The following is a 26,988-nucleotide window of genomic DNA, read 5'->3' as shown; positions in this document are numbered from 1 at the left end:
AAGTTACGTTGTCTGAGGCAGCGCTTACAGCTGAACCTTGTGGTAGGTCTTTTTGCCCTTCTTGATCACAACGCCGTTTTCCAGCTGCTCAGCAGTAACGGGCAGAGTGGGATCAGAAACCTTTTCGCCGTCCAGCAGGATGCCGCCCTGCTGGATCAGCTGACGGGCCTCACGCTTGCTGGGAACCAGCTTGGCAGCCATCATCAGGTCCAGAATGCCAATGCGGTCATCCTGCAGCTGATCGGCGGTCAGAGTGGTGCTGGGCATGTTGGCCATGTCGGCAGCGCCACTGAACAGACCGCGGGCGGTCTCCTGTGCCTTGGTGGCTTCCTCTTCGTTGTGAACCAGCTTGGTCAGCTCGAAAGCCAGCAGCTCTTTCGCCTTGTTCAGCTGGCTGCCTTCCCAATCAGCCATTGCGTCGATCTCTTCCAGGGGAACATCGGTGAGCATGCGCAGGCACTTGATCACATCGGCGTCATCCACATTGCGCCAGTACTGATAGAATTCGTAGGGGCTGGTCTTCTCGGGATCAAGCCATACAGCGCCCTTCTGGGTTTTGCCCATCTTCTTGCCCTCCGAGGTGAGCAGCAGAGTGATGGTCATGGCGTAGGCATCCTTGCCCAGCTTGCGGCGGATCAGTTCGGTACCGCCCAGCATGTTGGACCACTGGTCGTCGCCACCGCACTGCAGATTGCAGCCCAGCTCTTGGAACATGTGATAGAAGTCGTAGGACTGCATGATCATGTAGTTGAATTCCAGGAAGGACAGGCCCTTCTCCATGCGCTGCTTGTAGCATTCCGCACGAAGCATGTTATTGACCGAGAAGCAGGGACCTACTTCCCGCAGCAGCTCGATGTAGTTCAGCTTCATCAGCCAGTCGGCGTTGTTCAGCATCAGCGCCTTGCCGTCCGAGAAGTCGATGAACTTGCTCATCTGCTTTTTGAAGCATTCGCAGTTGTGCTGGATGGTCTCGGTGGTCATCATGCTGCGCATGTCGGTACGGCCGGAAGGGTCACCAACCATGGCGGTGCCGCCGCCGATCAGGGCGATGGGGCGATTGCCTGCACGCTGCATCCGGCGCATCAGGTTCAGGGCCATAAAATGACCCACATGCAGAGAATCAGCAGTGGGGTCAAAGCCGATGTAGAAGGTGGCCTTACCATTGTTGATCAGGTCCTTGATCTCTTCCTCGTCGGTCACCTGAGCAACCAGGCCGCGGGCAACCAGCTCGTCGTACAAAGTCATGTGTATTCTCCTCCTGTGTCTTTGCGGCAAAAGGCATAGAAAAAGCCCTCTGCCAAAATTGAATTTGGCAGAGGGCGAAAAATCGCGGTACCACCTCTGTTCGCCCGCTTCTCGCGAAAACGGGCCTTGCGGAGTGCAAAAGTACACTCCTGCGCGGTAACGGGCGCACACGGCACAGCCTACTTGCCACAGGGCGTTCAGCCTGCTGCTCAGGGAGGTATTCATTGCTTGCTGCGCTGCCCTTTTCACCAACCAGAGCTTCTCTGTGCCGCAAACGGAGCAATTACTTTTTCCCGTCGTTGCATTTGATATTTAGCAGTATAGCGCAAAGCATTTGCGTTGTCAAGGGTTAGAGCGACAGCATTTCCCGGGCGTTGGCCAGGCTCAGATCGGTGATGTGGTCGCCGGAAATGATGCGTGCCAGCTCCTGTACGCGACCTGCCTGGTCCAGCGGGTGAATCTGGGTAAAGGTGCGCTGCCCTTCCACGTTTTTCTGGATCAGCAGATGGCTGGTGGCCAGTGCGGCGATCTGTGCGGTATGGGTGATGCACAGCACCTGCCGGCCCTTGGAGGTCTGGCGAAGCTTTTCGCCGATTCGTCCGGCGGCAAGACCCGAAACACCGGTGTCGATCTCATCGTAAATAACAGTGGGGATGGCGTCCTTTTCTGCCAGTGCGCTCTTCAGTGCCAGCATAATACGGGAAAGCTCGCCACCGGATGCGATTTTTGCCAGCGGCTTTGGCGCTTCGCCCAGGTTGGTGGAAATGTAGAATTCCACCGAATCCTGACCGGACCCGGCCAAAGGTCCCCGACTGTGCTGCAATACAAAACGAGTGCCGGGCATATTCAGGAAGGTGCAGGCTTCCACCAGCTGTTGTTCCATTCGCGCAAACGAATTCAGACGGGTCTGGGTGAGTTTTTCAGCCAGAAGCTTGGCTTCCTTGTACAAAGCCTGCTTCTGTTGGTTCAGCTGTTCCAGAGTTTCGTCTGCACGCTCAATGTGTTCCAGTTCCTCGCGGGATTTCTCTGCCATGTGCAGAAGTTCCTCCACAGAATCGGCCCCATATTTGTTCTTCAGCCGGTAGATGGTATCCAAACGCTGCTCCAGCTGGTCAAGTTCAGCCGGGTCAAAGCCATAGTCATCCAGCCGGGAAGCCAGATCTACTGCAAGCTCCCGGGCGCTGTAATAAAGGTCTGCCAAACGCTCCTGCAGAGGCTGCAGGGATTCGTCCAGAACAGCGGCCTGCTCCAGCGAACCGTTGGCGCCTCCCAACAGGTCGGCTGCACCGGAGAATTCATCTCCACCGGAAAGCGCACTGTGAGCCGAAGCAATCTGCTCCAGGATGGTTTGCGCATGGGAAACAATCTGGCGTCGGGAAATAAGGCGCTCTTCTTCACCAATCTGCAAGGCGGCATCCTCAATCTCATTCAACTGAAAACGCAAGAGCTCCATCTTTCGCTGCTTTTCGGCTTCATCCAACTGCAGTGCATCAGCCTGCCGCTTCACCGCAATAAGCTCTTTATACACCTTACGGTAGGCGTTGAATTCATTTTGGTTCTGTGCAAAAGCATCCAGAATTCCCAGATGCTTCGCGGGGTCGGTCAGCCCCTGGCTATCGTGCTGGCCGTGGATATTGATCAACCCGGCGGTAATATCCCGAAGGACCGATACAGTGGCGGGCATACCATTGATGCGACAATGGCTTTTCCCTTCCGCAGTGATTTCGCGGTAGATCAGCAGCTCTTCGCCTGCATCATAACCGGCCTGCTCCAGCTGCATCTTCACCTGTTTGGGCAACTGATCAAAGGTGGCCCAGATACAGGCTTTCGGCGCACCGGTACGCACCAGATCACGGCTAATCCGGTTGCCCAGAATGGCGCTGATGGAATCGATCAGAATCGATTTACCGGCACCGGTTTCGCCGGTCAGAACATTCAGTCCGGCGGTGAACTGTACCTGAACTTTTTCAATTACCGCAACATTTTCGATTCGTAATGAGGTTAACATGGAGCCTGATCAATCCTTCCTGTGATTGCGTTCTGCTCAGCGTTTGGCCACGTACTGACTCAGGGTCTGGCACAGGTGCTGAGCATCTGCCTCAGTGCGCATCAAGATCAGGAAGGTATCGTCGCCGGAAAGGGTGCCAACAACCTCTTCCTCCCATTTCATGGAATCAAACAGCTCACAGGCAGCGTTGGCCATGCCCGAAAAGCATTTGACCAGAACGGTGTGACCTGCATAGTCGATTTTAAGCACAGACTCCCGAAAGATCATTTCAAACCGGCCAGGAGAATGCACCTGCTGGCTGCTGGCTGCAGCTGCGGATACATAACGATACTGTCCGCCGCCTGCTGCAACTTTAACCAGATGCAGTTCCCGGATATCTCGGGATACCGTGGCCTGCGTGACCTGGAAGCCGGCATCCTTCAAATAGCGCAGCAGATCCTCCTGCCGGTCGATTGCATGTTGCTGGATCAATTCAAGAATTTTATTATGGCGTTCACCTTTCACCGGCGTTACCTCCCTCGTAATTTTCTGTCGATAGCGTCAAACTGATCAGCCAGGCTAAAGGTGACCAGACGAATACTTTGGCGGGAAAGCTCCACTTCCACATGACCTCCGTCCCGCAGAGAGCGTTCCTCTTCCCCATCCGTGCTGATGAAAATCTCGTTTCGCCCTTTTGCATTCACTTCAATGCGGATGCAACGGTCAGCTGCAAAAACCATGGATGGCTGATGCAGACTGTGAGCGCAGATCATGCTGACCACGATACCTTCGATATGTGCGTCCAAAATCGGTCCCCCGGCGGAAAGCGAATAGGCAGTAGACCCGGTTGGTGTAGAAACAATCACACCATCACCGGAACAATGATTGACCAGAATGGCATCGCAGTAGATGTTAAAATCAATGGTCTGAAGCCGATGCCCTTTGTAAATAACCACATCATTTAAAGCGGTTTGTGCGTGGGACACATCATCATCCACAATAGCGTTCAAAAGCATGCGCTTATCGCATTGAAACTGCCCCTTGGCAAGCCGAGTAAGCTTGGCTTGCATCTCGTTCACTTCGCAGGTGGCCAAAAAACCCATTCGACCCAGATTGATGCCCAGAATCGGTTTGTTGTATTCCAGACAATCCTTGGCGGTGTGAAGGATTGTACCATCGCCGCCCACGGTAATCACCACATCACATTCGGTGAATGCCTGATCTTTGGGCATGTAGCGTACACCGGGCAGAGTTTCCACATCAGATCCGATGGCCAGGATCACATCAGCGCCGGCACTGTGCAGAATTCGTACAGCCTGAGCGGTTACAGTCCGAGCCCGCGGTTTTGTCGTGTTTGGAATAATAAAAACAGTCATGCGGATCGTTCCTTTCGCAGACCTTCTGGGGTGTTACAGATCCAAAGCCCCGTGTGCGGCACTGACAACCTGATCGGCCAATTCTTCCTGCAGAAGGACAGGCTGATCCGTTGCCTTTTCCACGAACAGCAGAAATTCGATGTTCCCTTCCGGGCCTTTAATCGGAGAATAGTCCAGTCCCAGCACGGAAAAACCGTTGGCAGCCGCGTACCCGGCAGCCTGCAGGATTACTTCCCGATGGGTCTCAGGTTCGCGCACGACACCTTTTTTGCCCACCTTTTCCCGGCCAGCTTCGAACTGAGGCTTGACCAGACATACGCCAGTGGCGTGGTCAGCAGTAACCGCCTGAGCCACCGGGAAAATATGTTTCAAAGAAATAAACGAGACATCCACGCTGAAAAATTCAACCGGTTCCTCCAGCATGTCCAGAGTAACGTTGCGGATGTTGGTCCGCTCCATGTTGACGACACGCTCGTCGGTACGCAGCTTCCAGGCCAGCTGGCCATAGCCCACATCCACAGCGTATACCTTACGGGCGCCGTTCTGCAGCATGCAGTCGGTAAAACCACCGGTGGATGCACCGATGTCCATGCAGACCTTTCCGTTTGGGGTCAGCGGGAAGGCGCGCATGGCTTTTTCCAGTTTTAAGCCGCCACGGCTCACATAGCCGATGTCGTGGCCGCGCACTTCAACCTTCGCATCCGGAGAGATCATTTCGCCTGCTTTATCGGCCTTTTGCTCGTTCACAAATACGATGCCGGACATGATCAGAGCCTTTGCCCGTTCCCGGCTTTGTACCAGACCATTCTGGCACAGATATTGATCCAATCGAATTTTCAATGCTTAGTCCCTTTCTATTGCATTTGCAAGGCTGGCGGCATCCAGCCCAAGAACCTCTCGAAGTTCGGCTACAGAAGCGTGGGGAATTGCACGACCACTGTGCACGCCGCGCAGAGTCAGATGACCTGGCCATCGGTATTCTGAAAGTGCGGCACCCAAGGAATCGCCGATTCCGCCTTGTGCCACGCATTCTTCTGCAAAGAGAATGTGGTCATATCGGGTCAATGCCTCGCACAACCCTTCGGGGAGAGGATTGATCTGCACAAGCTTATACACATCCACGGCTGTCCCCTGTTGCCGGAGCAGCTGTGCCGCTTTTAGAACCTCAGCGGTCAGAGTACCATAGGTAACCAGAGCGGTCTTGGCCTGGCCTTCGGCTGCATATACATCATAGGGCTGTTTGCTGCAGCCCAGTGCAGAAAGCGCTTCCGGCTCGCCGCCGCGTGCATAACGGATAGCACGAGGGCCCTTCCCCTGGTCCAGAAGATACTCCAGCCAGTAGGTCAGCTCTGCATAGTTACAAGGCGAGTAGACCGGAATGCCGATCTGACGGAAGAAGGCGGGGTCATAAATACCCTGATGAGTTTCACCGTCTCCAGGAACAAGACCGGCCCGATCTACAGCGAATACTACGTTCAGATTCATCAGACATACGTCGTGAATCATCTGGTCATAGGCGCGCTGCAGAAAGGTGGAATAAATGGCTACCACCGGCAGCATTCCCTGACTGGCCAGGCCGGCAGCAAAGGTTACCGCATGCTGTTCAGCCATGCCCACATCAAAGAATCGATCGGGGAAACGCCGGTAGAAATACTGCAGCCCGGTACCGTACTTCATGGCGGCGGTAATTGCGCACACGTTGGTGCGTCTCTCGGCCAGCGCTTCCAGATGCTGGCCGAAGCAGGTGGAGAAGGAAGCAGCAGGGGCCACATCCGGGTCCAGCGCATGGGAGGGATCAAAGGAAGAGACGCCATGGAACTCGCCGGGATTCTCCTCAGCAGGTTTAAAGCCTTTCCCCTTTACAGTGACTGCATGTACAAAAACCGGTGCAGTTTGATGGTGTAGATTCTGAAACAGTTCGGTCAGCTTGATCACATCGTGACCATCCACAGGACCAAGATACTGGAACCCCATTTCCTCAAACATGGTGGAATGGTATAGGCCTCGGCGCAGTAATGCTTTGCCACTCTGCAGCGCTCGAACCAGCGGGGTGCCCAGTAACGGAATCGCTGATAGAACGGTTTCTGTACTGGCTTTGGCCCGATTGTATTCCGGGTTTGTGCGCAGCACAGTGAGATAACGGGACAGAGAACCTACATTTTTGGAGATCGACATCTTGTTGTCGTTCAAAATCACAATCAGGTTATTGAGGGTATCGATGTTGTTCATGCCCTCGTAAACCATGCCGCCCGTAAACGCACCGTCACCAACCAGAGCGATGACTTTTCCGGGTTCATTTTTCAGCTTTTTTGCCCTAGCCATGCCAATGGCTACCGAAATAGCAGTATTGCCATGCCCGGAAATAAACGCGTCATGGGCGCTCTCTCGGGGGCTAGGGAAACCGGAAAGGCCGTTCAGCTTGCGCAGCACATCGAATTGCTGCCGTCGGCCGGTCAAAAGTTTGTGGGTATAACATTGATGTCCCACATCAAATACGATTTTATCTGTGGGGGTGGTGAATGCACGATGCATTGCAACCGTAAGTTCAATGGTACCCAAGTTGGAAGAAAGATGCCCTCCGGTTTTGGAGACACTTTCGATCAGAAACGCTCGAATCTCTTCGCAGAGAGGCGTCAGTTGCCCGGAAGGAAGCTGCTTCAGATCCTGTGGGCTATTGATTTGTTCCAATAATGAATATGCCATGATACAATCCTTCTAAAAAGACAGTGGTTCCATCACATCATTGGGATCAGCAAACCGGTTGCAATGCCTACGGCCGCGCCACCAAACACCTCAAAAGGAGTGTGACCGACCATTTCCTTCAGCTTTTTATCACCAAGGATGGGGGTGCGTTTGGCTTCCTCATCCAGCCAGTCAGACAGCAGTTGATTCAGGATCTTGGCCTGTTCGCCGGTTTCTCGACGTACCCCCATGGCGTCGTACATTACGATCACAGCCATAACTGCTGCAAGGGCAAAAACTTCCGAATGCGTACCCTGCGAACGACCGGCAGCAATCACCAGCGCACATACAGTGGCGGAGTGTGCGCTGGGCATACCGCCGGACCCCCACATACGCTCTACCCGGAATTTGCCCATTAAGATGAAATTGATGATCGTTTTCAGCACCTGTGCAATCAGCCAGGCTGTGAGTGAAACCGACAGCATGTAGTTCCAACAATATATTTCTTTGATCCAGTCCATCGAATCCTCTCCATTTCAATCATTTGCGCCGAGTGACCAGCTGACTGGCCAGTCGAATCAGGAACTGCGCCCGGTCACCATAGGCCTGGCTCAGCGCCTGACAGCTCTCGTCGTTGATCCGCTGCGCCAGTTCCAGTGCACCCAGTGGGGCATAGATCGTTGCAAAAGTGACTTTTCCGTTTTCCTGATCGCTCCCGATGGGTTTGCCCAGCTCTTCCGGTGTGGAGATTACATCCAGCACATCGTCTACGATTTGGAAAACAAGCCCAAGATCAAATGCGTACCGTTCCAGGCTTGCCGCGTCCTCGGCGGTTCCGCCAGCGGCAGACACACCCATCTGTACTGCGGCATTGATCAGTGCACCGGTCTTGTTTTTGTGGATCTTTCGGAGCAGCTCCTCATTTAAGGGCTGACCTTCAAAGGTCACATCCAGTTCCTGCCCCCAGATCATTCCCCTGCTGCCGCCGCCTATGGCCAGCAAACGAGCAGCTTCCACACGGGCGCGTTCCGGCAGCGGGGTATCAGCAATCACCTCAAATGCTTCAGTGAGCAGCACATCTCCTGCAAGCAGAGCAGTCGCTTCATCGAAGGCCTTGTGGCAGGAGGGCTTGCCCCGGCGGAAGTCATCGTCATCCATGCAAGGCAGATCGTCATGGATTAGGGAGAAGCAGTGCAGCATCTCTACTGCTGCGGCAAAATACGCAGAAGCTCGCCAATCCCCGCCCAGCATATCGCAGCAAGCCATGGTGAGAACTGCGCGAATTCGTTTGCCACCGGCAAGGAGACTGTAGCGTGCAGCCTGGCAAACTCTGGATTCCTCCGGCAGGTATGTGTCACAGGCCTTTTGGAGAGCAGTCTGGATCTCATTTAGGTACATATCATACTGTTGCTCATAGGTCATCATGCAAGAATATCCTCCTCTCCAGTATGACCGATGCTGGAAGAAAGCGAAAGGTCGATGCGCTCCATTTCCAGCTTGGCGTGCTCCAGGGTTTCGTTGCAATATGCAATCAGACTGGCGGCATCGCTGTAAAGCTTAATGGCTTTATCCAATGGTGTTGCCGGGTCGGAAAGCTGATCCAGCACCTCCTGCAGGGATGCGCTGCCCTCTTCAAAGCTCTTCGGTTTTCTCATTCTTAGGCACCTCGATCTTTTGCACTTGTTCCACAAGGCAGCCAACCGACACTTTGCTGCCAACCAGCAAAATTCGGTCGCCAGGAGCTACTTGTTCAAGTGTAATGCTCTTTCCCTTTACAGTCTTCGGGATGGCGTAGCCGCGCTCCAAAACTGTGTAGGGGCTGAGCGAGTGAGCAAGCTGCATCGCGTGACGCATAGCCAGAAGTCGATCCTGATAGATCCGCTTCATGCCGGTCTGTAAAGACTGCACTTGTTCATTCAGTCTGTCTGCGCGGGCGGCGCAGAGTGCGGCAGGAGTCAAAGACTCCCACTTTTCTGCCAGTGGATCAAGCCTATTATAACACATTTCAAGCTTCGACTGAATATTTTTGTGAATATTATCCGAAATATTCATGAGTTTTGCCATGGTTTCTCGCCGGTCCGGGGTAGCAAGCTCTGCTGCGACCGAAGGAGTGGGGGCCCGGAGATCTGCCACGAAATCCAGTATGGTGAAATCGATCTCGTGGCCGACGGCGGAAATCAGAGGAGTTTTGCAGCTGTAAGCTGCACGGGCGATGCCTTCATCGTTGAAGACCCACAGGTCTTCCCTGCTGCCGCCGCCACGGGCCACAATGATTACATCGGCTTTTCCGGAACGGTCCAATACCTGGATACCACGGGCGATCTGGGCCGCGGCCTGATCGCCCTGCACATTAACAGGAGCAAGCAGCAGCTTCACCAGCGGCCAGCGCCGGCTGAGCACATTACGAATATCCTGCAAAGCCGCGCCGGTCTCACTGGTGACCACGCCGATGCAGCGAGGGCAGGTGGGAATGGGCTGCTTGACCTCGGGACGGAACAGGCCTTCCTGTTCCAGGCGGGCCTTCAACTGCTCAAAGGCCATCTGGGCAGCGCCGATGCCATCCGGAAACATATCCTGTACGTAGATCTGGAACGCACCGGTGGTTTCGTAAAGACTGACCCGGCAGCGCACGATCACCCGCATTCCTTCCTGTGGAGTAAAGGCAAGCCGCCGGGCGTCCTGCCGGAACATGACTGCCTTCACGCTGGCGGCATCATCCCTCAGCGAAAAATAAAAATGTCCGCTCTTATAGTGATGCACAAAGTTGGCAATCTCACCTTTGATAGCGATTCCAGACAAAAAACGGTCGCTGTCCAGCAGCGACCGAACATAACGGTTCAACCCGGAAACGGTGATCATCTCAGCCATGGTTTGCCTCCCGTGCAACGATACACGCCACGCCAATGGCGTTATCGCTGGAAAACTTGCCGGGTACAAAATGCGCACTGGACAGTCGGCGGGTCACGTATTCCCGAATGATCTGGCTGCTCATTACTCCTCCGGCAAAAACCACCGGCAATCCCGGGTACTCCTCAAGAGATGCCTTTACCATGCGCAGTGCAGTTTCGGCTACACAGTTCAAGCAGTAGCGGCAAACGTATTCAGGTGTTTTGCCCTGTGCCAGAAGCTGGTTGCATTGATTTTCCAAGCCGGACAGACTGCAGCTTGTCCCCTTTACGCTTACTTTCGGGCGAACCGTCTCGGTGCAGTTTGCGGCAAGCTCACTGACCATGGCACCGGCCGGGAAGTCAAATCCAAGCTTTACCCCGATCCGATCCACTGCCTGGCCTGCATAAAGGTCACTGCTGGTGCCGATGCATTGAATTGAGTCGTAGCCGTTGCAAAGCAGAAGATCGGTGGTTCCGCCGGAAACATGGAACACAAGGCTGGAGCGCCGAAACAAATCCTCCTCGCCAGTGGCAAACAGCGCAGCAGCAATGTGTCCCTGCTGATGGGTCGTTTCAATCAGAGGGATGCCGCGAGCCGAAGCAAACGCCACGGCCGCGCTTTTGCCTGCAAGGAAGCAGGGCATGTAAGAGCCATCCACCGGCCGCGGGCGGGTGGAAACGCCCACCGCCTGAATCTGGCGCAGATCCACCTGCTGGCCGAGCTGGTTTAAAAGCTCCGGCAGAGCTGCTGTGTGGTGAAACAGCGCATCGCTCTGACGCAGGCCAAGCTGCCCCTGCTTGACGGGCAAAAATTGCTTTTTATCGCAAACAACCTCTTTGGCGCAGGAATCATACACGGCCAAAGAGGTTGCATAGTTGCTGGTATCGATGCCCAGTGTGAGCATTATTCCGAAGCGGAGTCCTGATCCGCCAGACCCAGTTCACGCACCACAGAGCCAAGCAGGCCATTCACGAACTGGTAGTCCTCGTTTCCGCCGAATTTCTTGGTCAGTTCCACTGCCTCATTGATGGTAACACTGGGCAGTTTCTCTTCGCCATACAGGATCTCGCTCAAAGCCAGACGCAGCACGGTGAGGCTTACCCGGGGAATGCGGTCAATGGTCCAGCCCTTCAGGTGATCACGGATCATGTCATTGATCTCAGCGCTGTGCTCATAGTAGTCGTCGATCAGCTTGCGGCCGAACTCGTCTACCCGGTTTTCGCCCAGCTCGTTGTTCAGAGCAATTACATCCTCCGGCATGGCGTTGTCGAAGGTGGATGCAAAAGCAGCCAGGAAGGCATTCTCACGTGCGGTTCTGCGTGTCAGTTTTTCCATAAAATAAAGTATCCTCTCACAGCCAAAGCCCCCCTGCGTACCGCGGGAGGGCCGATTGGTTATTCTTCTTCAGCAGGCAGTTCCGGCTCCTGCAGGACGCCAACCACCACAATGTTTACCCGGGCGACCGTGATGCTGGTCATATTCTGCACAGCAGACTTCACGTTCTCCTGCACTTTTTCGCAGACCGCCGGGATCTGACTGCCGTAGCACACCGTCAGGCTGACAGTGATCTCGGCCACATTCTCCAGCAGCTCCACCGAAACAGGCTTTTGCAGGTTTACCTTGCCCAAAAAGCTGCGCATCCCAGCGGAACCGGCACAAACGTCCACCACGCCGTCGATTTCGGTGGCTGCAAGCTTTGCAATCTTACCGATCACATCGGTGGAGATCTGCAAGCTGCCGTTTACAACATTGGAATTTGAAACTTCCATACCCGGTCCTCCCAAAGGTAATTATTTTCATGGCATCTGAATTGAAGATATTATACCATCTTTTTGCATAATCTACAAGGTCATTTTATTTCTACCACGGTAATATTCTGTGCACTCACCGCGCACTCACTCAGCACGATGTCCCGGATCTGTGCCACTTCGGTCTGGGTCAGGCCGTCGCTGGTGGTCATGACCGTGATGTTGACCTTATCCCCGTCGATGAAGGCCACACAGTCCACGAAGCCTTTGGCCTTGATCCGACTTTCCAGATCGCTCTCCTTGGTAATGCTTTCGATGGTAGCGGTCAGCTCCTGGGTGAGCGTGTCCTTTTCCGCCTGGGTGAGCGCGCTGTTTTTCAGGCTTTTCTGCAAGGTGTCCAGGGCCTCATCCCGGGTTTTGGTACGGGAAAGACGGGCCTGTTCAAAAAAGTCACTTCCGGTGGGGTCCCCTACGCTGACCAGCTGGGCTTCACCATAGTTTTTGTCGGCGGTCTCCTGGGTGGAGGCAGCGGTCTCCACGGCAAGTTCATCCGTGATGATGCCAGTGCTGGCCGTGGCGTTGGCCTGAACGGTGTCGCCCATCACCAGATCGGTGCTTTTGGCGTACTCCCAGTTCAGATACACAGCCACGCCCAGAGCCACCACCAGGGTGAGAAGCGTCATTTTCTGGTTGATCTTTTTTGCTTGCATTATGTTCCCTCCGATTCATTCATTTTTGCAATGCTGATCCGGTTGCTCGAAACACCGGTAAGCACCGAAACCGCTTCGGTGATCTGCGCTTGAACCTGAACATCGGCCGCGCCCTGGCATACCACGGCAATTCCACGAATCTCCGGTTCCCAGACCATCTCCACCAGAGCACTTTGCCCGGAAGAATCCTCCATCAAGATGTGCTGGACTTCGCTTCCGTTTTCACCCCGGTCTGTTTCGTCCAGTGCATAGACCGTTTGTGGGCCGGCTTCCAGGGTTACAGCTACCTTTACGTGCCCGGCACCCTGGATACTCTCAATGACTCCGGTAAGTGTTTGTTCCAAGTTGGAAGCGTATTCCTGCACATACGCAGCCTCGTCTGCAGTGCTTTGCGGCTCGTCAGTTTCGCGGCTGCTGCTTTCGGCCGGAAATGCATTTCCGGCCAGAAGAAGAAACAATCCCAACGCACCGGCAAAAACAAGAAGGCTACTTCGATTCCAGTTTTTTGCTTTGAAAAGCTCCTTGAAAAAATCACGTCCCATCGCTCGGTTCCTCCGCCCTGATCTCAATCTCCTCTCCCTCGCCCAGTACCTGCCGCAGTGCTGCTTTGGCCCGCTCCGGTTCGGTGCAATCAATCGCGGTTACGATCAAAGGCGGGCCGGTCTCCACCCGGAGCTGGCCTTCGATCCCCTGGGCAGCGAGAACTTGCTCCAGCTGTTCCTCCAAGGCCTGCTGCTCAAGCCCGGAGCGATAGCCGGAAAAATCCACGGTATCCGTCTGCTCCGACGGCCAGAGCGTATCCCAGTCGGAAAACGCCGCCCGTACAGGCTGCAGGACCGTTACTAAAATATACAGCGCCACAACCACTTTTATGCTTTTTTCGTATTCTTTGCGTGGCATCAGAAGTTCCAGTACTCCGGCCAGGACACAGGCCATGCAAAGGGTGAGTGCCCATTCATTCACTTCAGCCACCCCCTCCCAGCAGGATCATCAGTGCAGTGGAAAGAACCGTGAGCATGAAAAAGAACACCAGAAAGGAGATGCACAACCCGGTTGCCTGCCCCATTCCCTCCAACACACGGCCTGCACGGCTGAGACCGAATGCCTTTGCCAGCGCGGCGCTCAGAAGATATGCCAGGTAAAAGCAAAAGCAGCGGATCAGCAGCGGCAAAAAGGTGACGGTCAGAACCGCGATGGCGGCAAAACCCAAAGTTCCCTTCAAAACCCGAAGCCCGCTGAGAACACTGCCCATGGCATCGGAAGCGAGACTGCCGATCACGGGAACACCGCTGCTGAGCAGGAACTGCCCGGTTTTCATGGCCAGGGTATCGGTGTTCTGAGCCAGCACACTTTGCAGCCCCAGAACGCCACCGAACAGAATGGACAAAAGACCGAGAATCCACTTCACAATCCGGTGAAGGACTGCGCAGCCGTCGGAAAGGCCGCCCAGTTCACAAAGCCCACCTGCAACGGTCAGCGCCAGAAAGGCACGCACAAGAGGAAGCGCCACCACACTGATCATCTGAGCGCAAAAAGCAGCCATGGTCAAGAACATGCCGCTGTAAACAGCCGCTTGTGTGGGCTGGCCACAGCTGATCATCACACCGGAAAAAACCGGGACAAAGCTGATGAGATAGGTCTGGCATTCCTGTATCCGTTCCGTCAGCTGCTCCAGCAGCGGCAGCATCGGCTGCAAGGCCGCAGTACTGATGCCCAGCAGACAGACGGTTTCCAGCGGTGTGCGCCAGTCGCTGCCGGGCAGAAGGCTGAGCGCGGCAGCAGCGATCAGCACAGTGGCGGATACAGAAGCCAAGAGGCGAAAGGGCTGCTCAAACTGCTCTTTGGCGGTACCCAATAGCTTTTCCAGAAGCTGTGGTGCGGAGAAACTCTGAAACTCCTCGGCAGTAACCGGCGGAGAGTCCAGAATGTCCTGCGCAGCCTCCGGCAATTCCTGGGCGAAGGCAGCACCGGGCAGGATGGTCAGCAAAAACAGAAGGGCCACGAGACGCTTCATTGCAGAAAAGCGGCCAGTGACTCGGCTGCGGTTTGAAACAGGGGCAGTGCGCACATCAGAATCAGGCAGCGGCCCGCGAACTCCACCTTGCCTGCAAGGCTGCTGAGTCCGGCATCCCGGCAGAGATCCTGCGTTGTCTGGGAGGCCAGCGCGATCCCGGCGGCTTTGATCACCGTGGAAAAACCGGTTTGCTCCCAATAAGCCGCATAAGCATTTAGCTGCTCGATCAACGGAGCAGCCAGCCGCAGCAGATAGAGCAGCAGCACCACGGAACAACCCAGAAGACACAGGATTCCATAGGAGGGCAGGTGCTCGCGAACAAGTCCGATGAGAACGGCGGCCACCAGCACAAAGGCGGCAATTTGAAAAATTTCCATATTCCATCATCATAGATTGAACAGTGATTTTATGTTCACAAACAGATCGCTGATCTGCTGCACCAGCATGGACAGCACAACGATCAGCCCCGCCAGTGTGGTCATCATGGCCTGATCCTCCCGTCCGGAACGGATCAGAAGCTGGTTCAGAACCGCAACAATGATGCCGATGGCGGCAATTTTGAATACCAGGTCAATGTCCATTGTTCTACCCTTCCTTCATAAGAGCAGCAGCGCAGCCATCAGTCCGGCACAAACACCGGCCTGGGGGTAAAGTCGTGCAGCTGCTTTGTATTCCTTTTCCTGGCGGTCACCGTTTTGCCGGGCCAGCTCGATGTAATAGGGCATCTGGCCGCACAGCTCCTGCGCACTTACCTGTCCGATTTGCTCGAACAGAGGGCAAAATGGCGCTGCATCCCCCGGGGAAATGTATGTCGGGAACTGATATGCCTCCAAAGCGAAACAATTGTCCAGCATCAGATGGGGATACTCCCCCGCCTGCAGCTCTTCCAAGAGACAAGGCGTAGCGAGCGCTCGATAGCGCACAGCATCTTGAATCTGCGTCAGCATACCGGCTAGCTCTGACCAGAAGACGGCGCGCCGGCGCAAAACGGCGGCCTGCTCTGCGCCGAACAGGAAGCCGGCAGTCCCCACCAGCACCGCACCGCTGAGCTTGATGACCCAGATCATAGCGCCACCACTTCGCGAATGCAGCCGGGCTTTTGCGCCCCTTCCAGAAACGCGCAGAGGGAAAAGAAGGCACGAAGTTTGGAGCGGCTTCGTTCCAGACGTGCCTCCAGCTCGTCCATACTGGCGGCGTGAACCGAGCAGATGAAGCCAACACCGGATTGTATACCATGCTCCACCTGACGAAATTCCTCGTGTGAGCCCAGCTCATCACAGGCGACAATCTGCGGTCCCAGGCAGCGCACGGCCATTTCGATCCCTCCTGCTTTGGGGCAGTTGGACAAAACGTCGCAGTTCAGCGGAATGTGGGGCACATTCCCCCAGGGATCGCAGGGCCAGAGCTCCTGGCGCTCGTCCACAACAGCGATCTTTTTGCCCTGATCGCTGGCAGCTTTGATGATGCTGCGCAGCAGTGTGGTCTTTCCGCTTCCTGGAGAACCTGCCAGGATCATCCCGTGAAAGGAATCCGCAAGGCTGCTCTGCAGCAGCGGCGGCAGCGGAACAAACAGCATTCGCGCCACCCGCAGGTTCAGCGAGGTGATGGTCTGAAAGCTGTTGCGTCCGTTTTCTGTGGTGCGGCAGACCCCGGCCACACCGACCCGGTGCCCGCCGGGAATGGTAAAAAAGCCCTGGGAAAGCTGGCTTTCATAGCTGTGCACCGATTTTTCACACAGCGAATAAAAGCATTCCTGAAGCCCGCGGGCGCTCAGCTGCAGGGCCCCGGCACATTTGGGCAGAAGATTCGGCGCCAGTATCGGACCATGCGGGGTGGAAAAAACGATGGGGCGCTCACTGCGCAGCCGGATTTCATGTACCTGTGCGGCAAAAGCCGGAGGCAGCTGCGCAAGGGCATCCCGCACCGGGGCAGGCAGGCGTTGGATGGCGCTGTAATACTCGTCCATTTTTGTTTCACGCTCCTTTGTGCTACAAGCATATGAGCACATCGGCTGCGCTAGAACAAAAAATCCCCCCGGCATGTTGCCGAGGGGATCAAGCATTATTGAATCATTTGCAGGAAGGTTTCTTCATCAATCACCGGTACACCCAGCTGCTGGGCTTTGGTGAGCTTGGAGCCAGCTGCTTCGCCAGCCAGCACATATGCAGTCTTTTTCGAGACGGAACCGCTGGCTTTGCCGCCGTTCTTTGTAATCAGCGCTTCTGCCTCTGAGCGGGAAAGAGTGGGCAGTGTACCGGTAACCACGATGGTTTTACCGGCCAGCTTGTCGGTTTTTTCCTCACCGTGCCACTCCATATTCACACCGGCATCAGCCAGACGACGAATCAGGTCCTCGGTGCCCTCCTTGGCAAAGAAGGCGACCACGCTCTGGGCCATGACTGCACCAAAGCCGTCAATCTCGCTGAGCTGCTCTTCCCCGGCCTCCCGCACAGCCTGCATGGAGCGGAAGTGCTCTGCAATCAGGGCTGCGGCCTTTTCACCGATGTTCCGGATGCCCAGACCAAACAGCAGCTTGTCCAGATTGTTGCCTTTGGAGGCTTCAATGGCGTTCAGCAGGTTGCGGGCGCTCTTCTCCTTGAATTTCTCCAGCGTCATCAGCTGCTCCTCGGTCAGATCATAAAGATCTGCCGCCGAGTGTACATAGCCCTTGCTGACCAGCTGGGCGGCCACCGCCTTGCCCAGACCGTCGATGTCCATAGCGTTCCGGCTGGCAAAGTGGATGATGTTGCGCAGCGCCTGAGCGGGACACTCCGGATTCACACAGCGCAGAGCAGCCTCCCCTTCCAGATGCACGGCGGGTGCTCCGCAGGAAGGGCACACCTGAGGCATCTGATAGGGCTCGGAGCCATCCTTGTGCTGGGTTACCGCCACCACTTCGGGAATGATGTCTCCCGCTTTACGCACCAGAATACGGTCGCCGATGCGCACATCCAGCTGACGGATGAAATCCTCGTTGTGCAGAATGGCACGGGAAACTGTGGTGCCTGCAAGCTGGACCGGCGCAAATACTGCGGTAGGTGTAAGTACGCCGGTACGGCCCACGGTAATGTCGATCTGCTGCAGTTCGGTCTCCTTTTCTTCCGGAGGGTATTTGAACGCAACTGCCCAGCGGGGAAATTTATTGGTGCTGCCCAGCATGGCACGCTGCGCAAAGTCATCCACCTTGATCACCGCACCGTCGATGTCAAACGGCAGGGTGCCGCGCATCTGACCGATGGCTTCAATCTCAGCGATGGCATCTTCAATGTTGTCAAAGCTGTGGTATCGGGGCGATACCACAAAGCCCAGCTGCTTCACGTAATCCAGGCTTTCCTGATGGCTGTGCAGCTCTTTGCCCCGAATCTGCTGAATGTTGAATACAAAAATGGAAAGACCACGGCCTGCGGTGATCTTGCTGTCCTTCTGGCGAAGAGAACCGGCGGCCGCGTTGCGGGGATTTTTGAAGGGCTGCTTGTCGTTCAGCTCCTGCTCCTCCACCAGTTGCTCAAAGGCTGCATGGGGCATGTAGACCTCGCCGCGTACCTCCAGAAATTCCGGCGCGTTCAGCAGCTTCTTGGGGATGTCTTTAATAGTGGCCAGATTTTTGGTGACGTCCTCGCCCACTACACCGTCGCCACGGGTGGAGCCCCGCACAAACGCACCGTTCTCATATTCCAGGCTTACCGAAAGACCGTCAATCTTCACCTCGACCACATAGCGGGGTTCTATGCCCTCACCGCGGACCCGACGGTCAAAATCTCGAAGCTCCTCATAGGAGAAGGCATCCTGAAGGCTCTCCATCTTCACCGCGTGGGTTACCTTGGCGAATTTTCCCGAGGGAGTGCCGCCCACATGCTGGGTGGGAGAATCGGGTGTGATCAGCTGGGGGAACTGGGCCTCCAGCTCCTTGAGCTCACGATTCAGTGCGTCATACTCAAAATCCTCCAGCTCGGGAGCGTCCCGATCATAGTAAAGGCGGTTGTTATATTCGATTACCCGGCGCAGCTCGAGAACGCGCTGCTGGGCCTGTTCCAATGTCAAAATGATCACCTCTTGAAAGTCCAACTGAGGAGCGAAAATCTCTTCCCCTGTTCTGGTTTTTAATTATAACACATTAGTCCATCCGGCGGCTAGGCTTTTTCGGTACTTCCCCCAGTTTGCGCATAAAGCTGCGGCACTTCGCCAACAATCAGAAACTGTGCAGCAAGCACCTCTGTCTGAGCATCCACCGGAATCACCTCACCTGCCAAAAGTGCGCCAATCTGCACCGAAAAGCAAACCGTGATCTCCAGCAGAGTCTGATTTACACCGGCCTGAGAAAAATCACTTTTTACCTGACTGGATACCAGAGAAAGAGGCTGTGCCTGTATGGCGATTTCCGGCCCCAGATTGCTGAACAGCTGAATGCCGGTCAACGTGCCCAAAGGAATGCGCAATGGCAGCAGTTGCTGGCACAGCGACTGATTAACCTGTTCCACCAGAGCATCCTCGAGAGCATTGATCCGTGCAGAATTGATTGCTACGCTCTGTACCCTGCCGGTATTATCCCGCTGGATGGTGTAAAGGCTGTCATAAAGAGTGCTGTTTTGCTCCAGAATGGAGTTACAGGCGGTTTGAATGGTACGCACTGCCTGCGCTCGACACTGGTATTGGATTACCTGCCTGGTGAGCGGGCGGATGGATTGATCGAACCGCTGCAGCGCAAACAGGACCAGAGAAAATCCGATTACCAGCCAGAGACCTCGTTTTCTCCGCTTTGCGGAATGTTGCCGGGTGGTACATGATGAAGTACGGCGCATGGATCCTTCCTCCATTGTTGGCGTTCTTTGAACCAGTATATTCGTAAAAGAGAAGAATCGTGAGGCAGTTATGGATTTTTCAAACAAAAAAGGCATGCTGCAGTTCGCAGCATGCCTTTTGAAATGCCAGAAAAAATCAGATGGAGATGGTGTTGGCTACATCCAGCATCATGGTGTCGATGGTCTTGTGCATGGACAGAGCAACGCTGATATCATAGTCGACGATCTTGTCGGCAGAAACGGCAACCACACGGTTGTAGATGCCCTTCTCCAGCAGATTGACGGCATGGTAGCCCATCTGAGAAGCAGTCACGCGGTCACGCAGAGTGGGAGAACCACCACGCTGTACGTGACCCAGAACAGTGGCACGAGAATCGATGCCGGTGCGGGCCTGAATTTCGTTGGCCAGCTCCTGCGCATGACCAACACCCTCGGCTACGATTACGATGAAGTGCTTCTTGCCGGTCTTCTGGGTCTGGTTCATACGGGAGATAATGTCGTGTTCCAGATCATAGGGACGCTCGGGGATCAGGATAGCCAGAGCGCCGGTAGCGATGCCCACGTTCAGAGCAATATAGCCGGCATTGCGGCCCATAACCTCAACCACACTGCAGCGGTCATGGCTCTGGGTGGTGTCGCGCAGCTTATCGATCATTTCCACAGCGGTGTTCATGGCGGTGTCATAGCCGATGGTGTACTCGCTGCAGGCAATGTCGTTGTCGATGGTGCCGGGGATACCGATGCAGGGAATGCCCAGGTTGGCCAGAGCGCGAGCACCCTTGAAGGAACCATCGCCGCCAATTACAACCATCGCGTCGATGCCCAGCTCTTTGCACTTCTCAGCGCCCTTCTTCTGACCTTCGGCGGTCACGAACTCGAGGCAACGGGCGGTGTACAGAACAGTACCGCCGCGATGAATGATTTCGGACACGCTGCGCAGGTCCATCTCGCGAACCTCGCCGTTCAGCAGGCCGTTGTAGCCGCGCTGAATACCGATCACCTTGATGCCCTTGCTCAGAGCGGTACGAACAACCGCACGAACCGCAGCGTTCATGCCGGGTGCGTCGCCGCCGCTGGTCAATACACCGATGGTTTTGATTTCCTTATACATAATAATGCCCCTCCTAAATCAAATCGAAATTTGACATTGCTATAATTATAACACCCTGGCAACATAAATGCAAAACCTTCTGCGTAATTTGTCGCCAAAAAGTTTGCCCGATTGACCAACTATTTTGTAACAACATTCCTGTCGCCTAAAATTCGGCGTAATTCAGGATAAAGCAGTTCATGGTCCAATGCCCACAGGCTGCGAGGTGCCAGTGTCAGCTGCTTGCGATCTTCAAAATACATGTAGACCGGCATACTGCCATCAAAGATGCCGCTGAGCAGGTTCGTCACCTTGCGGAACTGTATGCTGTTCTGGCTGGGAAGCTTCAGATACAATCCCTTCTTGGGTGCTTGAGTCTTCTTTTCTTCCATGCTACCCGCTGCCGGATTTTCCGAACGGCGTGCCTGGTGTTGTTCAATGGGAACAATAGTTTCCGCCACCAGCTTGGCCGCTTCGTCTTCCTTTACCGAAACGCGGCCGGTAATGACCACAACAGCATTTTCCTGCAGCGCGTCCCTGCAGTTGAGCAGGATCTTCGGGAATACCAGAATCTCCATGGTACCGCTCAGGTCCTCCACGTTGGTAAAGGCCATCATGGTGTTGGAGCGGGTCGTCATAAATTTGCTTTTAATTACCGCGCAAACAATGTTGACCACTTTATTATCGTAAGCTTTGGCGCCTTCCCCTGTCAATTCACTAATCTTGCAGCTGGATATATTTTTGATGATTTCCCGATAAGCGTCCAACGGGTGCCCGCTCAGATACAGACCGCTCACCTCTTTTTCCATCTGCAGCAGTTCTCCGGTGGGGAATTCTTCCAGTGCGGGAATCACGTAGTCGTTTACCGATTCCTGATCACCGCTCTGGCTGAACAGGTCAAGCTGACCTTCCAGATTTTTGCGGCTGTCGGTCTCTACGCTTTTCAGAATGCCCTCAATACACTGGAGCATGGCCCGGCGGGTGGAACCCAGGCTATCAAATGCGCCGCTCTTGATCAGGCTCTCCACAGCCCGGCGGTTGATTTCACAGCCATACATCCGGCGACAGAAATCGTACAGTGAGCGGAAGGGCTGGTCCTGACGTTCGCGGACCACCGCGGCAATCAGGTTCCGGCCCACATTCTTGACTGCATTCAGGCCAAAACGGATGTTTGCTCCGTCCACAGTGAAGCCGCCGTCACTCACATTGATGTTAGGGGGCAGCACCTTGATGCCCAGCCGCTGGCACTCACCGGAATACTCGATCACCTTGTCGGTGTTGTCCAGCACACTGGTGAGCAGGGCGGCCATGAATTCATTGGGATAATGGCATTTCAGGTAAGCTGTCTGATACGCCACATAGGCATAACAGGCCGCATGGGATTTATTGAAGGCGTAGGAGGCAAAGCTGGACATATCGTCAAAGATCTCGTTGGAGGTCTTTTCATCGATGCCGTTGGCAATGCAGCCTACACATTCCGAGCCCGGTTCCTTGCTGCCGTAAACAAAGTTCTGACGCTCCCGTTCCATGACATCGTGCTTTTTCTTGCTCATGGCACGGCGCACCAGGTCGGCCTGACCGAGCGAGAAGCCCGCCAGCTCCCGGCAGATCTGCATGACCTGCTCCTGATACACAATGCAGCCGTTGGTTACGTCCAGAATATGCGCCAGCTGAGGAACCTTGTAGTGAATCTTCCCCGGCTCATGGCGGTTGCGCAGATAGGTGGGGATGGAATCCATGGGACCCGGGCGATACAGCGAGATCAGAGCGATGATGTCTTCCAGGTTCTGGGGGCGAAGACCCAGAAGCACCTGCTTCATGCCGGTGCTTTCCAGCTGGAACACACCCTCCGTTTCGCTCTGGCCCAGCATTTCGTAGGTGGCCGGATCATCATAAGGCATTTTTTCCACCGAGAACTCCGGCACCCGACGCTGAATCATCCGCTCCGCATCCCGAATTACCGTAAGGGTGCGCAGGCCCAAAAAGTCCATTTTTAAAAGGCCCAGCTCCTCGATGGTGGTCATGGTAAACTGGGTCACGGGAACGCCGTCGTTGCAGGCAAGCGGGACGTACTCGTTGGCTGCTTCCCGGGTAATTACCACACCTGCCGCATGGGTGGAGGCGTGGCGGGGCATGCCCTCGATCTTGATGGCGGTGTCCACCAGTTCCCTCACCTGCTCGTCGGAGTCGTAGCGGGCTTTCAGCTCCGGCGATACCTCCAGCGCCCGGTGCAGAGTCATTTTCAGCTCCATGGGGACCAGTTTGGCCACCGCGTCCACTGCGGCGTAGGGCATGTCCATGACGCGGCCCACGTCACGCAGTGCAGCGCGGGCGGCCATAGTTCCGAAGGTGATGATCTGGGCCACATGATCGTGACCGTACTTGTTGTTCACATAGTCGATCACCTCCTGCCGGCGTTCATAACAGAAGTCCACGTCAAAGTCCGGCATGCTCACCCGTTCCGGGTTCAAAAATCGTTCGAACAGCAGATTGTAGCGGATGGGATCGATGTTTGTAATGCCCACGCAATAGGCGGCCAGGCTGCCGGCACCGCTTCCTCGGCCGGGGCCCACCGGGATGCCCTGGGTTTTTGCGTAGTTGATGAAATCGAAAACAATCAGATAGTAGTTGGTGTAGCCCATGCGGCGGATTACGTCGATCTCGTAATCCAGACGCTCACGGATTTCCGGCGCCGGATCATTTCCGTAACGGCGGGTAAGACCCTCGTAGCACAGCTTTTCAAAGTAGGCCTGGTTGTCCATTCCGTCCGGCGCTTCAAAATAAGGCAGTTTGGTCACACCGAATTCAAAATCGAAGTTGCATTGTTCTGCGATACGGTTGGTGTTTTCGCAGGCATCCGGCGCAATGGCAAACAGCTCGTACATCTCGTCGGTGCTTTTCAGATAAAATTCATCGGTCTCAAATTCCAGCTTATCGTCATCCTGGATGGTTTTGCCGGTCTGGATGCAGATCAGAATGCTCTGCATCTTGCTGTCTTCCCTGCGTAAATAGTGGGAGTCGTTGGTGGCCACAAGCGGGATTCCCGTTTCACGGGCAAGACGAATCAACAACGGAAGGACCTGCTGCTGCTCTTCGATGCCGTGATCCTGAATCTCGATGTAGTAATTTCCCTGCCCGAACAGATTGTTGTAATACAGTGCGACCTGGCGGGCTTTTTCGTAATCGCCGGCCAGAAGTGCCTGGGGCACCTCACCCGCCAGACAGGCAGAAAGACAGATCAGTCCCTCGTGGTGCTGTTCCAGCAGTTCCTTGTCCACACGGGGCTTGGAATAGAAGCCCTCAATAAAGCCGGCGGAAACCAGCTTGATCAGATTTTTATAGCCGGTCTCATTTTTGCACAGCAGGACCAGATGGTTGGAACCGTCGATCCGGTTGACCTTATCAAAGCGGGAGCGGTTGGCCACATAGACCTCGCAGCCGATGATGGGCTTGATGCCTGCCTTTTTTGCAGCCTTGTAAAAATCCACACAGCCGTACATCACGCCGTGGTCGGTGATGGCAATGGAGGTCTGCCCCAGTTCCTTGACCCGCTCAAAGATCCGATCGATCCGGCAGGCACCATCCAGAAGACTGTATTCCGTGTGGACATGCAGATGAGTAAATTGCTTGTTGGTATCAGCCATTGGTTCTCCTTTGCTGCAGTTCAGATGCCAGACGTTCCAGCTTTTTCAGCCGGTGGCTGAGCCCTGATTTGCTGATGGGCTGAGGGCTCTTTTCTGCCAATTGGGAAAGCGAAAGATCCGGCCAGGCCAGCCGCAGCTCAGCCGCTTCCCGCAAAGGCTGGCTCAGACCATCGAACATGTGGTTCTGCTTGAGATATTCGATGGCCCGCGTTACCTGAACGTTTGCGGTTGCAGTTTTGTCCATGTTGGCGGTTTCGCAGTTGGTCAGGCGATTGGTCTTGTTGCGCAGTTCCTTGATTACCTTGTGGTTCATGATCTCCATGGCCGCATTGCCTGCACCCATGAATGCCAGAAGTTCCTCGATCTGTTCGCTGGCTTTAATGTACACCACGTTTACTCCCTTGCGCAGGGTGCGGTGGGGGCGGAATTCATGCTCCGCCAGAATCCCCTCCAGATCCCGTGCCAGATTGTGTCGGTTGGACAGAAACTCCAGATTGTACTCCTTTTTGGGATCGGTCATGGTGCCGCAGCAAACAAATGCAGCGGCCAGAAAAGCTGCACTGCATTGAGGGCAGCGCAGCAGAGTGGGATCGATGCGCAGGCTGATCTGGTCCGGATCACAGTGAAATTTTTCCAGCATCAGCCGGACCTGCTCCGGCTCGTCCACTTTGAATTCGTAAACCATGCCACTGGGCCGCTGTTTGCTGGTTACACTGCCTTCGATGCCGCACAAATGAAAGATGCGTTTGACATAGTGAGCAGCGCCGCCCAGCTCTGTTTGGAAGACAACACCCCGACTGTCGAAATAGCGGCTGAAGCAGGCCGCGCCATAGCTGGCAGCCAGCAGGCAGCAGGGCCGGGCAATTTTCTTTTGGGTGATCTCGGTTTTAACATCCTGTGAAAAGCTCATTCGGTTTCCGATGCCCTTTCATTAAAGTACGCGTTTCTGATCGCGATGATAGAGAATTGGGCCATAGCCCAGGGTCTGGCAGTGCTCCGCGATCTTACGCGCGAAGGTAATGGAGCGATGCTTGCCGCCGGTACAGCCAACAGCAATGGTCAGCTGGCTTTTGCCTTCTTTGATATACAGAGGCAGCGAGTAATCCAAGAGATCCAGAATACGCTGGAGCAGCTCCTGCGATTGTTCGAATTTCATTACATAATCCACAACCTCCCTGTCCAGGCCGGTTTTCTCCTTCAGTTCCGGGATATAGAAGGGGTTGGGCAGGCAACGTACGTCAAATGCCACATCGGCCTCTTTGGGAAGACCGTATTTGAAGCCAAAGGAAAGAATGGTCAATACCATTGGCTGCTGATTCTGGTGCAAAAACAGCTTGCAGATCCGTTCCTTGTTCTGGGCAGCTGAAAGCAGTGAGGTATCCACCACGAAATCGGCCCGCTCAAAGAAGGGCTGAAGGATCTTCCGCTCCTGTTCAATGGCATCGGTCATGGAGACACCTTCCTGCACGCAGAGCGGATGGATACGCCGGGTCTCCTTGTAACGGCGGGCAAGCACATCATCGGAAGCGTCCAGGAACAGCACACGGTAAGGAACCTGGCGGCTGTCCATGCTGGTCAGTGCCTCCTGCACATCGCTTCTGGTGCGGCAGCCGCGGATGTCCACAACAACAGCCACTTTCTCCAGCATTGTTTCGCCCTGCAGAGCAAAATCCAGCAGGCGGGGCATCAACCCGGCCGGAATGTTGTCGATACAAAAATAGCCGATATCTTCCAATGCATTTACCGCAAGGGACTTTCCCGCTCCGGAAAGGCCGGTTACAACCAGCAGCTCCATAGTGCGTCTCTCCTTTTCCTGTTGATTTTTTCATCCAATATAACCTGCATGACCGGCTGCCGATCACCAGCAGCCGGTCATGCACATAATTATTCCACTACGCGGATCTCTTTTTCCAGCACAAAGCCGGTCTGCTGATGTACCCGCTCGCTTACTTGTCGAGCCAGTTCCAGCACATCCGCACAGCTGGCATGGCCGAGATTCACAATGAAACCGCAATGCTTCTCGCTGATTGCAGCATCACCTACACGGTACCCGCGCAGGCCGCATTGTTCGATCAGGCTGCCTGCAAATGCACCTTCCGGTCGCTTGAATGCACTGCCCGCACTGGGGTATTCCAGCGGCTGTTTTTCTTTTCTGCGGTTCATCAGGTCATCCATCTTGGCAAGAATCTCTTCCCGATTACCTTTGGCCAGCTGCAGCGTAGCCTGCAATACACACCAACCGGTACGCGCAAACACGCTGGTACGATACCCCAGTTCCAGCTGATCCGCGGGCAGGGACCGTACCTGTCCGGCTTCGTCCACAAACTCCACGCTCAGCAGCACATCACGGGTCTCGCCGCCATAGGCACCTGCATTCATATACACAGCGCCGCCCAGGCTGCCCGGTATGCCATAAGCGAATTCCAGCCCGGTAAGTCCCTGACGGGCAGCCTCTTCGCAAACCTGTTTGAGCGACACGCCGGCACCGGCGATAATGCGTTCCCCTTCTACCCGGATTTCCGGCTGGAGCGACCGGGTGCAGAGAACCACACCGTCAAATCCCTTGTCACTGAACAGAAGATTGGATCCGTTGCCCAGAATATAGGTTCGCACACCCTCGGTGCGGCACAACGCCAGCGCTTGAATCAGCTGCTGAGTGGTGTGAGGGGTGCAGAACAGGGCGGCAGGACCGCCGATCTGGAAGCTTGTGTGGCGTGCAAGGGGCTCGCCGCAGGAATAAGGGATCGCTGCTTCCTCCAGTTTTTGCTTTAAATGCTCCATGCACGCCATAATATGGCCTCCTA

At 55.0% G+C, this 26,988-nt stretch carries 28 protein-coding genes and 1 other annotated feature; all 28 genes read right to left on the bottom strand.

The window, feature by feature from the left end; translation table 11 throughout:
• Window positions 1–24: 24 nt before the first annotated feature.
• Window positions 25–1,245 carry a tyrosine--tRNA ligase gene (gene tyrS / locus B5F28_RS03710; RefSeq protein WP_087293516.1) on the bottom strand — a complete coding sequence of 407 codons (1,221 nt, stop codon included), beginning with the start codon at window positions 1,243–1,245 and terminating at the stop codon, window positions 25–27.
• Window positions 1,246–1,312: 67 nt separating this feature from the next.
• Window positions 1,313–1,554: a binding site (T-box leader), on the bottom strand.
• A gap of 40 nt (window positions 1,555–1,594) precedes the next feature.
• A complete protein-coding gene (recN, locus tag B5F28_RS03705) occupies window positions 1,595–3,253 on the bottom strand; it encodes a DNA repair protein RecN (protein ID WP_087293515.1) in 1,659 nt (552 codons plus the stop codon).
• A gap of 36 nt (window positions 3,254–3,289) precedes the next feature.
• A complete protein-coding gene (locus B5F28_RS03700; protein WP_087293512.1) occupies window positions 3,290–3,757 on the bottom strand; it encodes an arginine repressor in 468 nt (155 codons plus the stop codon).
• A gap of 5 nt (window positions 3,758–3,762) precedes the next feature.
• Window positions 3,763–4,608: an NAD(+)/NADH kinase gene (locus B5F28_RS03695; protein ID WP_087293510.1), complete on the bottom strand. Its 846-nt coding sequence runs from the start codon at window positions 4,606–4,608 to the stop codon at window positions 3,763–3,765.
• Window positions 4,609–4,641: 33 nt separating this feature from the next.
• On the bottom strand, window positions 4,642–5,448 hold the full coding sequence (locus B5F28_RS03690) for a TlyA family RNA methyltransferase (RefSeq protein ID WP_087293508.1): 807 nt from the start codon (window positions 5,446–5,448) through the stop codon (window positions 4,642–4,644).
• A 3-nt stretch (window positions 5,449–5,451) separates the two neighbouring features.
• Window positions 5,452–7,311: a 1-deoxy-D-xylulose-5-phosphate synthase gene (gene dxs, locus B5F28_RS03685; RefSeq protein WP_087293506.1), complete on the bottom strand. Its 1,860-nt coding sequence runs from the start codon at window positions 7,309–7,311 to the stop codon at window positions 5,452–5,454.
• Between the two features lie 32 nt (window positions 7,312–7,343).
• Entirely contained in the window at window positions 7,344–7,811 is a 468-nt protein-coding gene (locus tag B5F28_RS03680; RefSeq protein ID WP_087293504.1) for a divergent PAP2 family protein, read from the bottom strand.
• Window positions 7,812–7,830: 19 nt separating this feature from the next.
• Window positions 7,831–8,688, bottom strand: coding sequence for a polyprenyl synthetase family protein (locus B5F28_RS03675; RefSeq protein ID WP_275532605.1), 858 nt, complete (start codon window positions 8,686–8,688; stop codon window positions 7,831–7,833).
• Window positions 8,689–8,711: 23 nt separating this feature from the next.
• On the bottom strand, window positions 8,712–8,945 hold the full coding sequence (xseB, locus tag B5F28_RS03670; protein WP_087293502.1) for an exodeoxyribonuclease VII small subunit: 234 nt from the start codon (window positions 8,943–8,945) through the stop codon (window positions 8,712–8,714).
• Window positions 8,923–10,158, bottom strand: coding sequence for an exodeoxyribonuclease VII large subunit (gene xseA, locus B5F28_RS03665; protein ID WP_087293500.1), 1,236 nt, complete (start codon window positions 10,156–10,158; stop codon window positions 8,923–8,925). Before xseA ends, xseB begins: the two co-directional genes overlap by 23 nt.
• Window positions 10,151–11,083 (bottom strand): tRNA (adenosine(37)-N6)-threonylcarbamoyltransferase complex transferase subunit TsaD, encoded by a 933-nt coding sequence (locus B5F28_RS03660; RefSeq protein ID WP_087293498.1) that lies wholly within the window; start codon window positions 11,081–11,083, stop codon window positions 10,151–10,153. Before B5F28_RS03660 ends, xseA begins: the two co-directional genes overlap by 8 nt.
• Window positions 11,083–11,514, bottom strand: a complete 432-nt coding sequence (gene nusB, locus B5F28_RS03655) for a transcription antitermination factor NusB (RefSeq protein WP_087181492.1) — start codon at window positions 11,512–11,514, stop codon at window positions 11,083–11,085. Before nusB ends, B5F28_RS03660 begins: the two co-directional genes overlap by 1 nt.
• A 59-nt stretch (window positions 11,515–11,573) precedes the next feature.
• Window positions 11,574–11,948 carry an Asp23/Gls24 family envelope stress response protein gene (locus tag B5F28_RS03650; protein WP_087293495.1) on the bottom strand — a complete coding sequence of 125 codons (375 nt, stop codon included), beginning with the start codon at window positions 11,946–11,948 and terminating at the stop codon, window positions 11,574–11,576.
• A gap of 80 nt (window positions 11,949–12,028) precedes the next feature.
• Window positions 12,029–12,637, bottom strand: a complete 609-nt coding sequence (locus B5F28_RS03645; protein WP_087293493.1) for a SpoIIIAH-like family protein — start codon at window positions 12,635–12,637, stop codon at window positions 12,029–12,031.
• On the bottom strand, window positions 12,637–13,179 hold the full coding sequence (locus B5F28_RS03640; protein WP_087293491.1) for a hypothetical protein: 543 nt from the start codon (window positions 13,177–13,179) through the stop codon (window positions 12,637–12,639). Before B5F28_RS03640 ends, B5F28_RS03645 begins: the two co-directional genes overlap by 1 nt.
• Entirely contained in the window at window positions 13,169–13,600 is a 432-nt protein-coding gene (locus B5F28_RS03635; RefSeq protein ID WP_087293489.1) for a stage III sporulation protein AF, read from the bottom strand. Before B5F28_RS03635 ends, B5F28_RS03640 begins: the two co-directional genes overlap by 11 nt.
• 1 nt (window position 13,601) lies before the next feature.
• Entirely contained in the window at window positions 13,602–14,651 is a 1,050-nt protein-coding gene (locus B5F28_RS03630; protein ID WP_087293487.1) for a stage III sporulation protein AE, read from the bottom strand.
• Window positions 14,648–15,028 carry a SpoIIIAC/SpoIIIAD family protein gene (locus B5F28_RS03625; RefSeq protein ID WP_087293485.1) on the bottom strand — a complete coding sequence of 127 codons (381 nt, stop codon included), beginning with the start codon at window positions 15,026–15,028 and terminating at the stop codon, window positions 14,648–14,650. The genes B5F28_RS03630 and B5F28_RS03625 overlap by 4 nt, the downstream gene beginning before the upstream one ends.
• Window positions 15,029–15,037: 9 nt before the next feature.
• A complete protein-coding gene (gene spoIIIAC, locus B5F28_RS03620) occupies window positions 15,038–15,232 on the bottom strand; it encodes a stage III sporulation protein AC (RefSeq protein ID WP_058962995.1) in 195 nt (64 codons plus the stop codon).
• Between the two features lie 15 nt (window positions 15,233–15,247).
• Window positions 15,248–15,718: a hypothetical protein gene (locus B5F28_RS03615; protein ID WP_087293483.1), complete on the bottom strand. Its 471-nt coding sequence runs from the start codon at window positions 15,716–15,718 to the stop codon at window positions 15,248–15,250.
• Window positions 15,715–16,617: a GTP-binding protein gene (locus B5F28_RS03610; protein ID WP_087293481.1), complete on the bottom strand. Its 903-nt coding sequence runs from the start codon at window positions 16,615–16,617 to the stop codon at window positions 15,715–15,717. Before B5F28_RS03610 ends, B5F28_RS03615 begins: the two co-directional genes overlap by 4 nt.
• Window positions 16,618–16,712: 95 nt before the next feature.
• Complete coding sequence (gene ligA, locus B5F28_RS03605) at window positions 16,713–18,692, bottom strand: NAD-dependent DNA ligase LigA (protein WP_164474881.1); 1,980 nt, start codon at window positions 18,690–18,692, stop codon at window positions 16,713–16,715.
• Between the two features lie 89 nt (window positions 18,693–18,781).
• A complete protein-coding gene (locus B5F28_RS03600) occupies window positions 18,782–19,450 on the bottom strand; it encodes a sporulation protein YunB (protein ID WP_158097509.1) in 669 nt (222 codons plus the stop codon).
• A gap of 136 nt (window positions 19,451–19,586) precedes the next feature.
• The gene (gene pfkA, locus B5F28_RS03595) at window positions 19,587–20,561 is read right to left on the bottom strand and encodes a 6-phosphofructokinase (RefSeq protein ID WP_087293477.1); all 975 of its coding nucleotides are present in this window, start codon (window positions 20,559–20,561) and stop codon (window positions 19,587–19,589) included.
• 119 nt (window positions 20,562–20,680) lie between these two features.
• Window positions 20,681–24,184 (bottom strand): DNA polymerase III subunit alpha, encoded by a 3,504-nt coding sequence (locus B5F28_RS03590; protein WP_087293475.1) that lies wholly within the window; start codon window positions 24,182–24,184, stop codon window positions 20,681–20,683.
• Window positions 24,177–25,094 (bottom strand): DNA-binding protein WhiA, encoded by a 918-nt coding sequence (gene whiA / locus B5F28_RS03585; RefSeq protein ID WP_087293473.1) that lies wholly within the window; start codon window positions 25,092–25,094, stop codon window positions 24,177–24,179. The genes B5F28_RS03590 and whiA overlap by 8 nt, the downstream gene beginning before the upstream one ends.
• Window positions 25,095–25,115: 21 nt before the next feature.
• Window positions 25,116–25,979 carry an RNase adapter RapZ gene (rapZ, locus tag B5F28_RS03580; protein WP_087293471.1) on the bottom strand — a complete coding sequence of 288 codons (864 nt, stop codon included), beginning with the start codon at window positions 25,977–25,979 and terminating at the stop codon, window positions 25,116–25,118.
• 89 nt (window positions 25,980–26,068) lie between these two features.
• On the bottom strand, window positions 26,069–26,974 hold the full coding sequence (gene murB, locus B5F28_RS03575) for a UDP-N-acetylmuramate dehydrogenase (protein ID WP_343212733.1): 906 nt from the start codon (window positions 26,972–26,974) through the stop codon (window positions 26,069–26,071).
• Window positions 26,975–26,988: the final 14 nt, after the last annotated feature.

Source organism: Gemmiger sp. An194 (genome assembly GCF_002160145.1).
Lineage (GTDB): Bacteria > Bacillota > Clostridia > Oscillospirales > Ruminococcaceae > Allofournierella.
This window is presented reverse-complemented; position numbering and strand designations above follow the sequence as displayed.

Bases quoted from the DNA above. Each gene is read 5' to 3' on its own strand.
- B5F28_RS03640 (WP_087293491.1), bottom strand. From the start codon at position 13,179: ATGGGACGTGATTTTTTCAAGGAGCTTTTCAAAGCAAAAAACTGGAAT.
- xseB (WP_087293502.1), bottom strand. From the start codon at position 8,945: ATGAGAAAACCGAAGAGCTTTGAAGAGGGCAGCGCATCCCTGCAGGAG.
- xseA (WP_087293500.1), bottom strand. From the start codon at position 10,158: ATGGCTGAGATGATCACCGTTTCCGGGTTGAACCGTTATGTTCGGTCG.
- B5F28_RS03660 (WP_087293498.1), bottom strand. From the start codon at position 11,083: ATGCTCACACTGGGCATCGATACCAGCAACTATGCAACCTCTTTGGCC.
- B5F28_RS03630 (WP_087293487.1), bottom strand. From the start codon at position 14,651: ATGAAGCGTCTCGTGGCCCTTCTGTTTTTGCTGACCATCCTGCCCGGT.
- B5F28_RS03610 (WP_087293481.1), bottom strand. From the start codon at position 16,617: ATGGACGAGTATTACAGCGCCATCCAACGCCTGCCTGCCCCGGTGCGG.
- B5F28_RS03600 (WP_158097509.1), bottom strand. From the start codon at position 19,450: ATGCGCCGTACTTCATCATGTACCACCCGGCAACATTCCGCAAAGCGG.
- nusB (WP_087181492.1), bottom strand. From the start codon at position 11,514: ATGGAAAAACTGACACGCAGAACCGCACGTGAGAATGCCTTCCTGGCT.
- dxs (WP_087293506.1), bottom strand. From the start codon at position 7,311: ATGGCATATTCATTATTGGAACAAATCAATAGCCCACAGGATCTGAAG.
- murB (WP_343212733.1), bottom strand. From the start codon at position 26,974: ATGGCGTGCATGGAGCATTTAAAGCAAAAACTGGAGGAAGCAGCGATC.
- spoIIIAC (WP_058962995.1), bottom strand. From the start codon at position 15,232: ATGGACATTGACCTGGTATTCAAAATTGCCGCCATCGGCATCATTGTT.
- B5F28_RS03625 (WP_087293485.1), bottom strand. From the start codon at position 15,028: ATGGAAATTTTTCAAATTGCCGCCTTTGTGCTGGTGGCCGCCGTTCTC.
- whiA (WP_087293473.1), bottom strand. From the start codon at position 25,094: ATGAGCTTTTCACAGGATGTTAAAACCGAGATCACCCAAAAGAAAATT.
- rapZ (WP_087293471.1), bottom strand. From the start codon at position 25,979: ATGGAGCTGCTGGTTGTAACCGGCCTTTCCGGAGCGGGAAAGTCCCTT.
- tyrS (WP_087293516.1), bottom strand. From the start codon at position 1,245: ATGACTTTGTACGACGAGCTGGTTGCCCGCGGCCTGGTTGCTCAGGTG.
- B5F28_RS03645 (WP_087293493.1), bottom strand. From the start codon at position 12,637: ATGCAAGCAAAAAAGATCAACCAGAAAATGACGCTTCTCACCCTGGTG.
- pfkA (WP_087293477.1), bottom strand. From the start codon at position 20,561: ATGTATAAGGAAATCAAAACCATCGGTGTATTGACCAGCGGCGGCGAC.
- B5F28_RS03680 (WP_087293504.1), bottom strand. From the start codon at position 7,811: ATGGACTGGATCAAAGAAATATATTGTTGGAACTACATGCTGTCGGTT.
- B5F28_RS03695 (WP_087293510.1), bottom strand. From the start codon at position 4,608: ATGACTGTTTTTATTATTCCAAACACGACAAAACCGCGGGCTCGGACT.
- B5F28_RS03590 (WP_087293475.1), bottom strand. From the start codon at position 24,184: ATGGCTGATACCAACAAGCAATTTACTCATCTGCATGTCCACACGGAA.
- B5F28_RS03615 (WP_087293483.1), bottom strand. From the start codon at position 15,718: ATGATCTGGGTCATCAAGCTCAGCGGTGCGGTGCTGGTGGGGACTGCC.
- B5F28_RS03650 (WP_087293495.1), bottom strand. From the start codon at position 11,948: ATGGAAGTTTCAAATTCCAATGTTGTAAACGGCAGCTTGCAGATCTCC.
- B5F28_RS03675 (WP_275532605.1), bottom strand. From the start codon at position 8,688: ATGTACCTAAATGAGATCCAGACTGCTCTCCAAAAGGCCTGTGACACA.
- recN (WP_087293515.1), bottom strand. From the start codon at position 3,253: ATGTTAACCTCATTACGAATCGAAAATGTTGCGGTAATTGAAAAAGTT.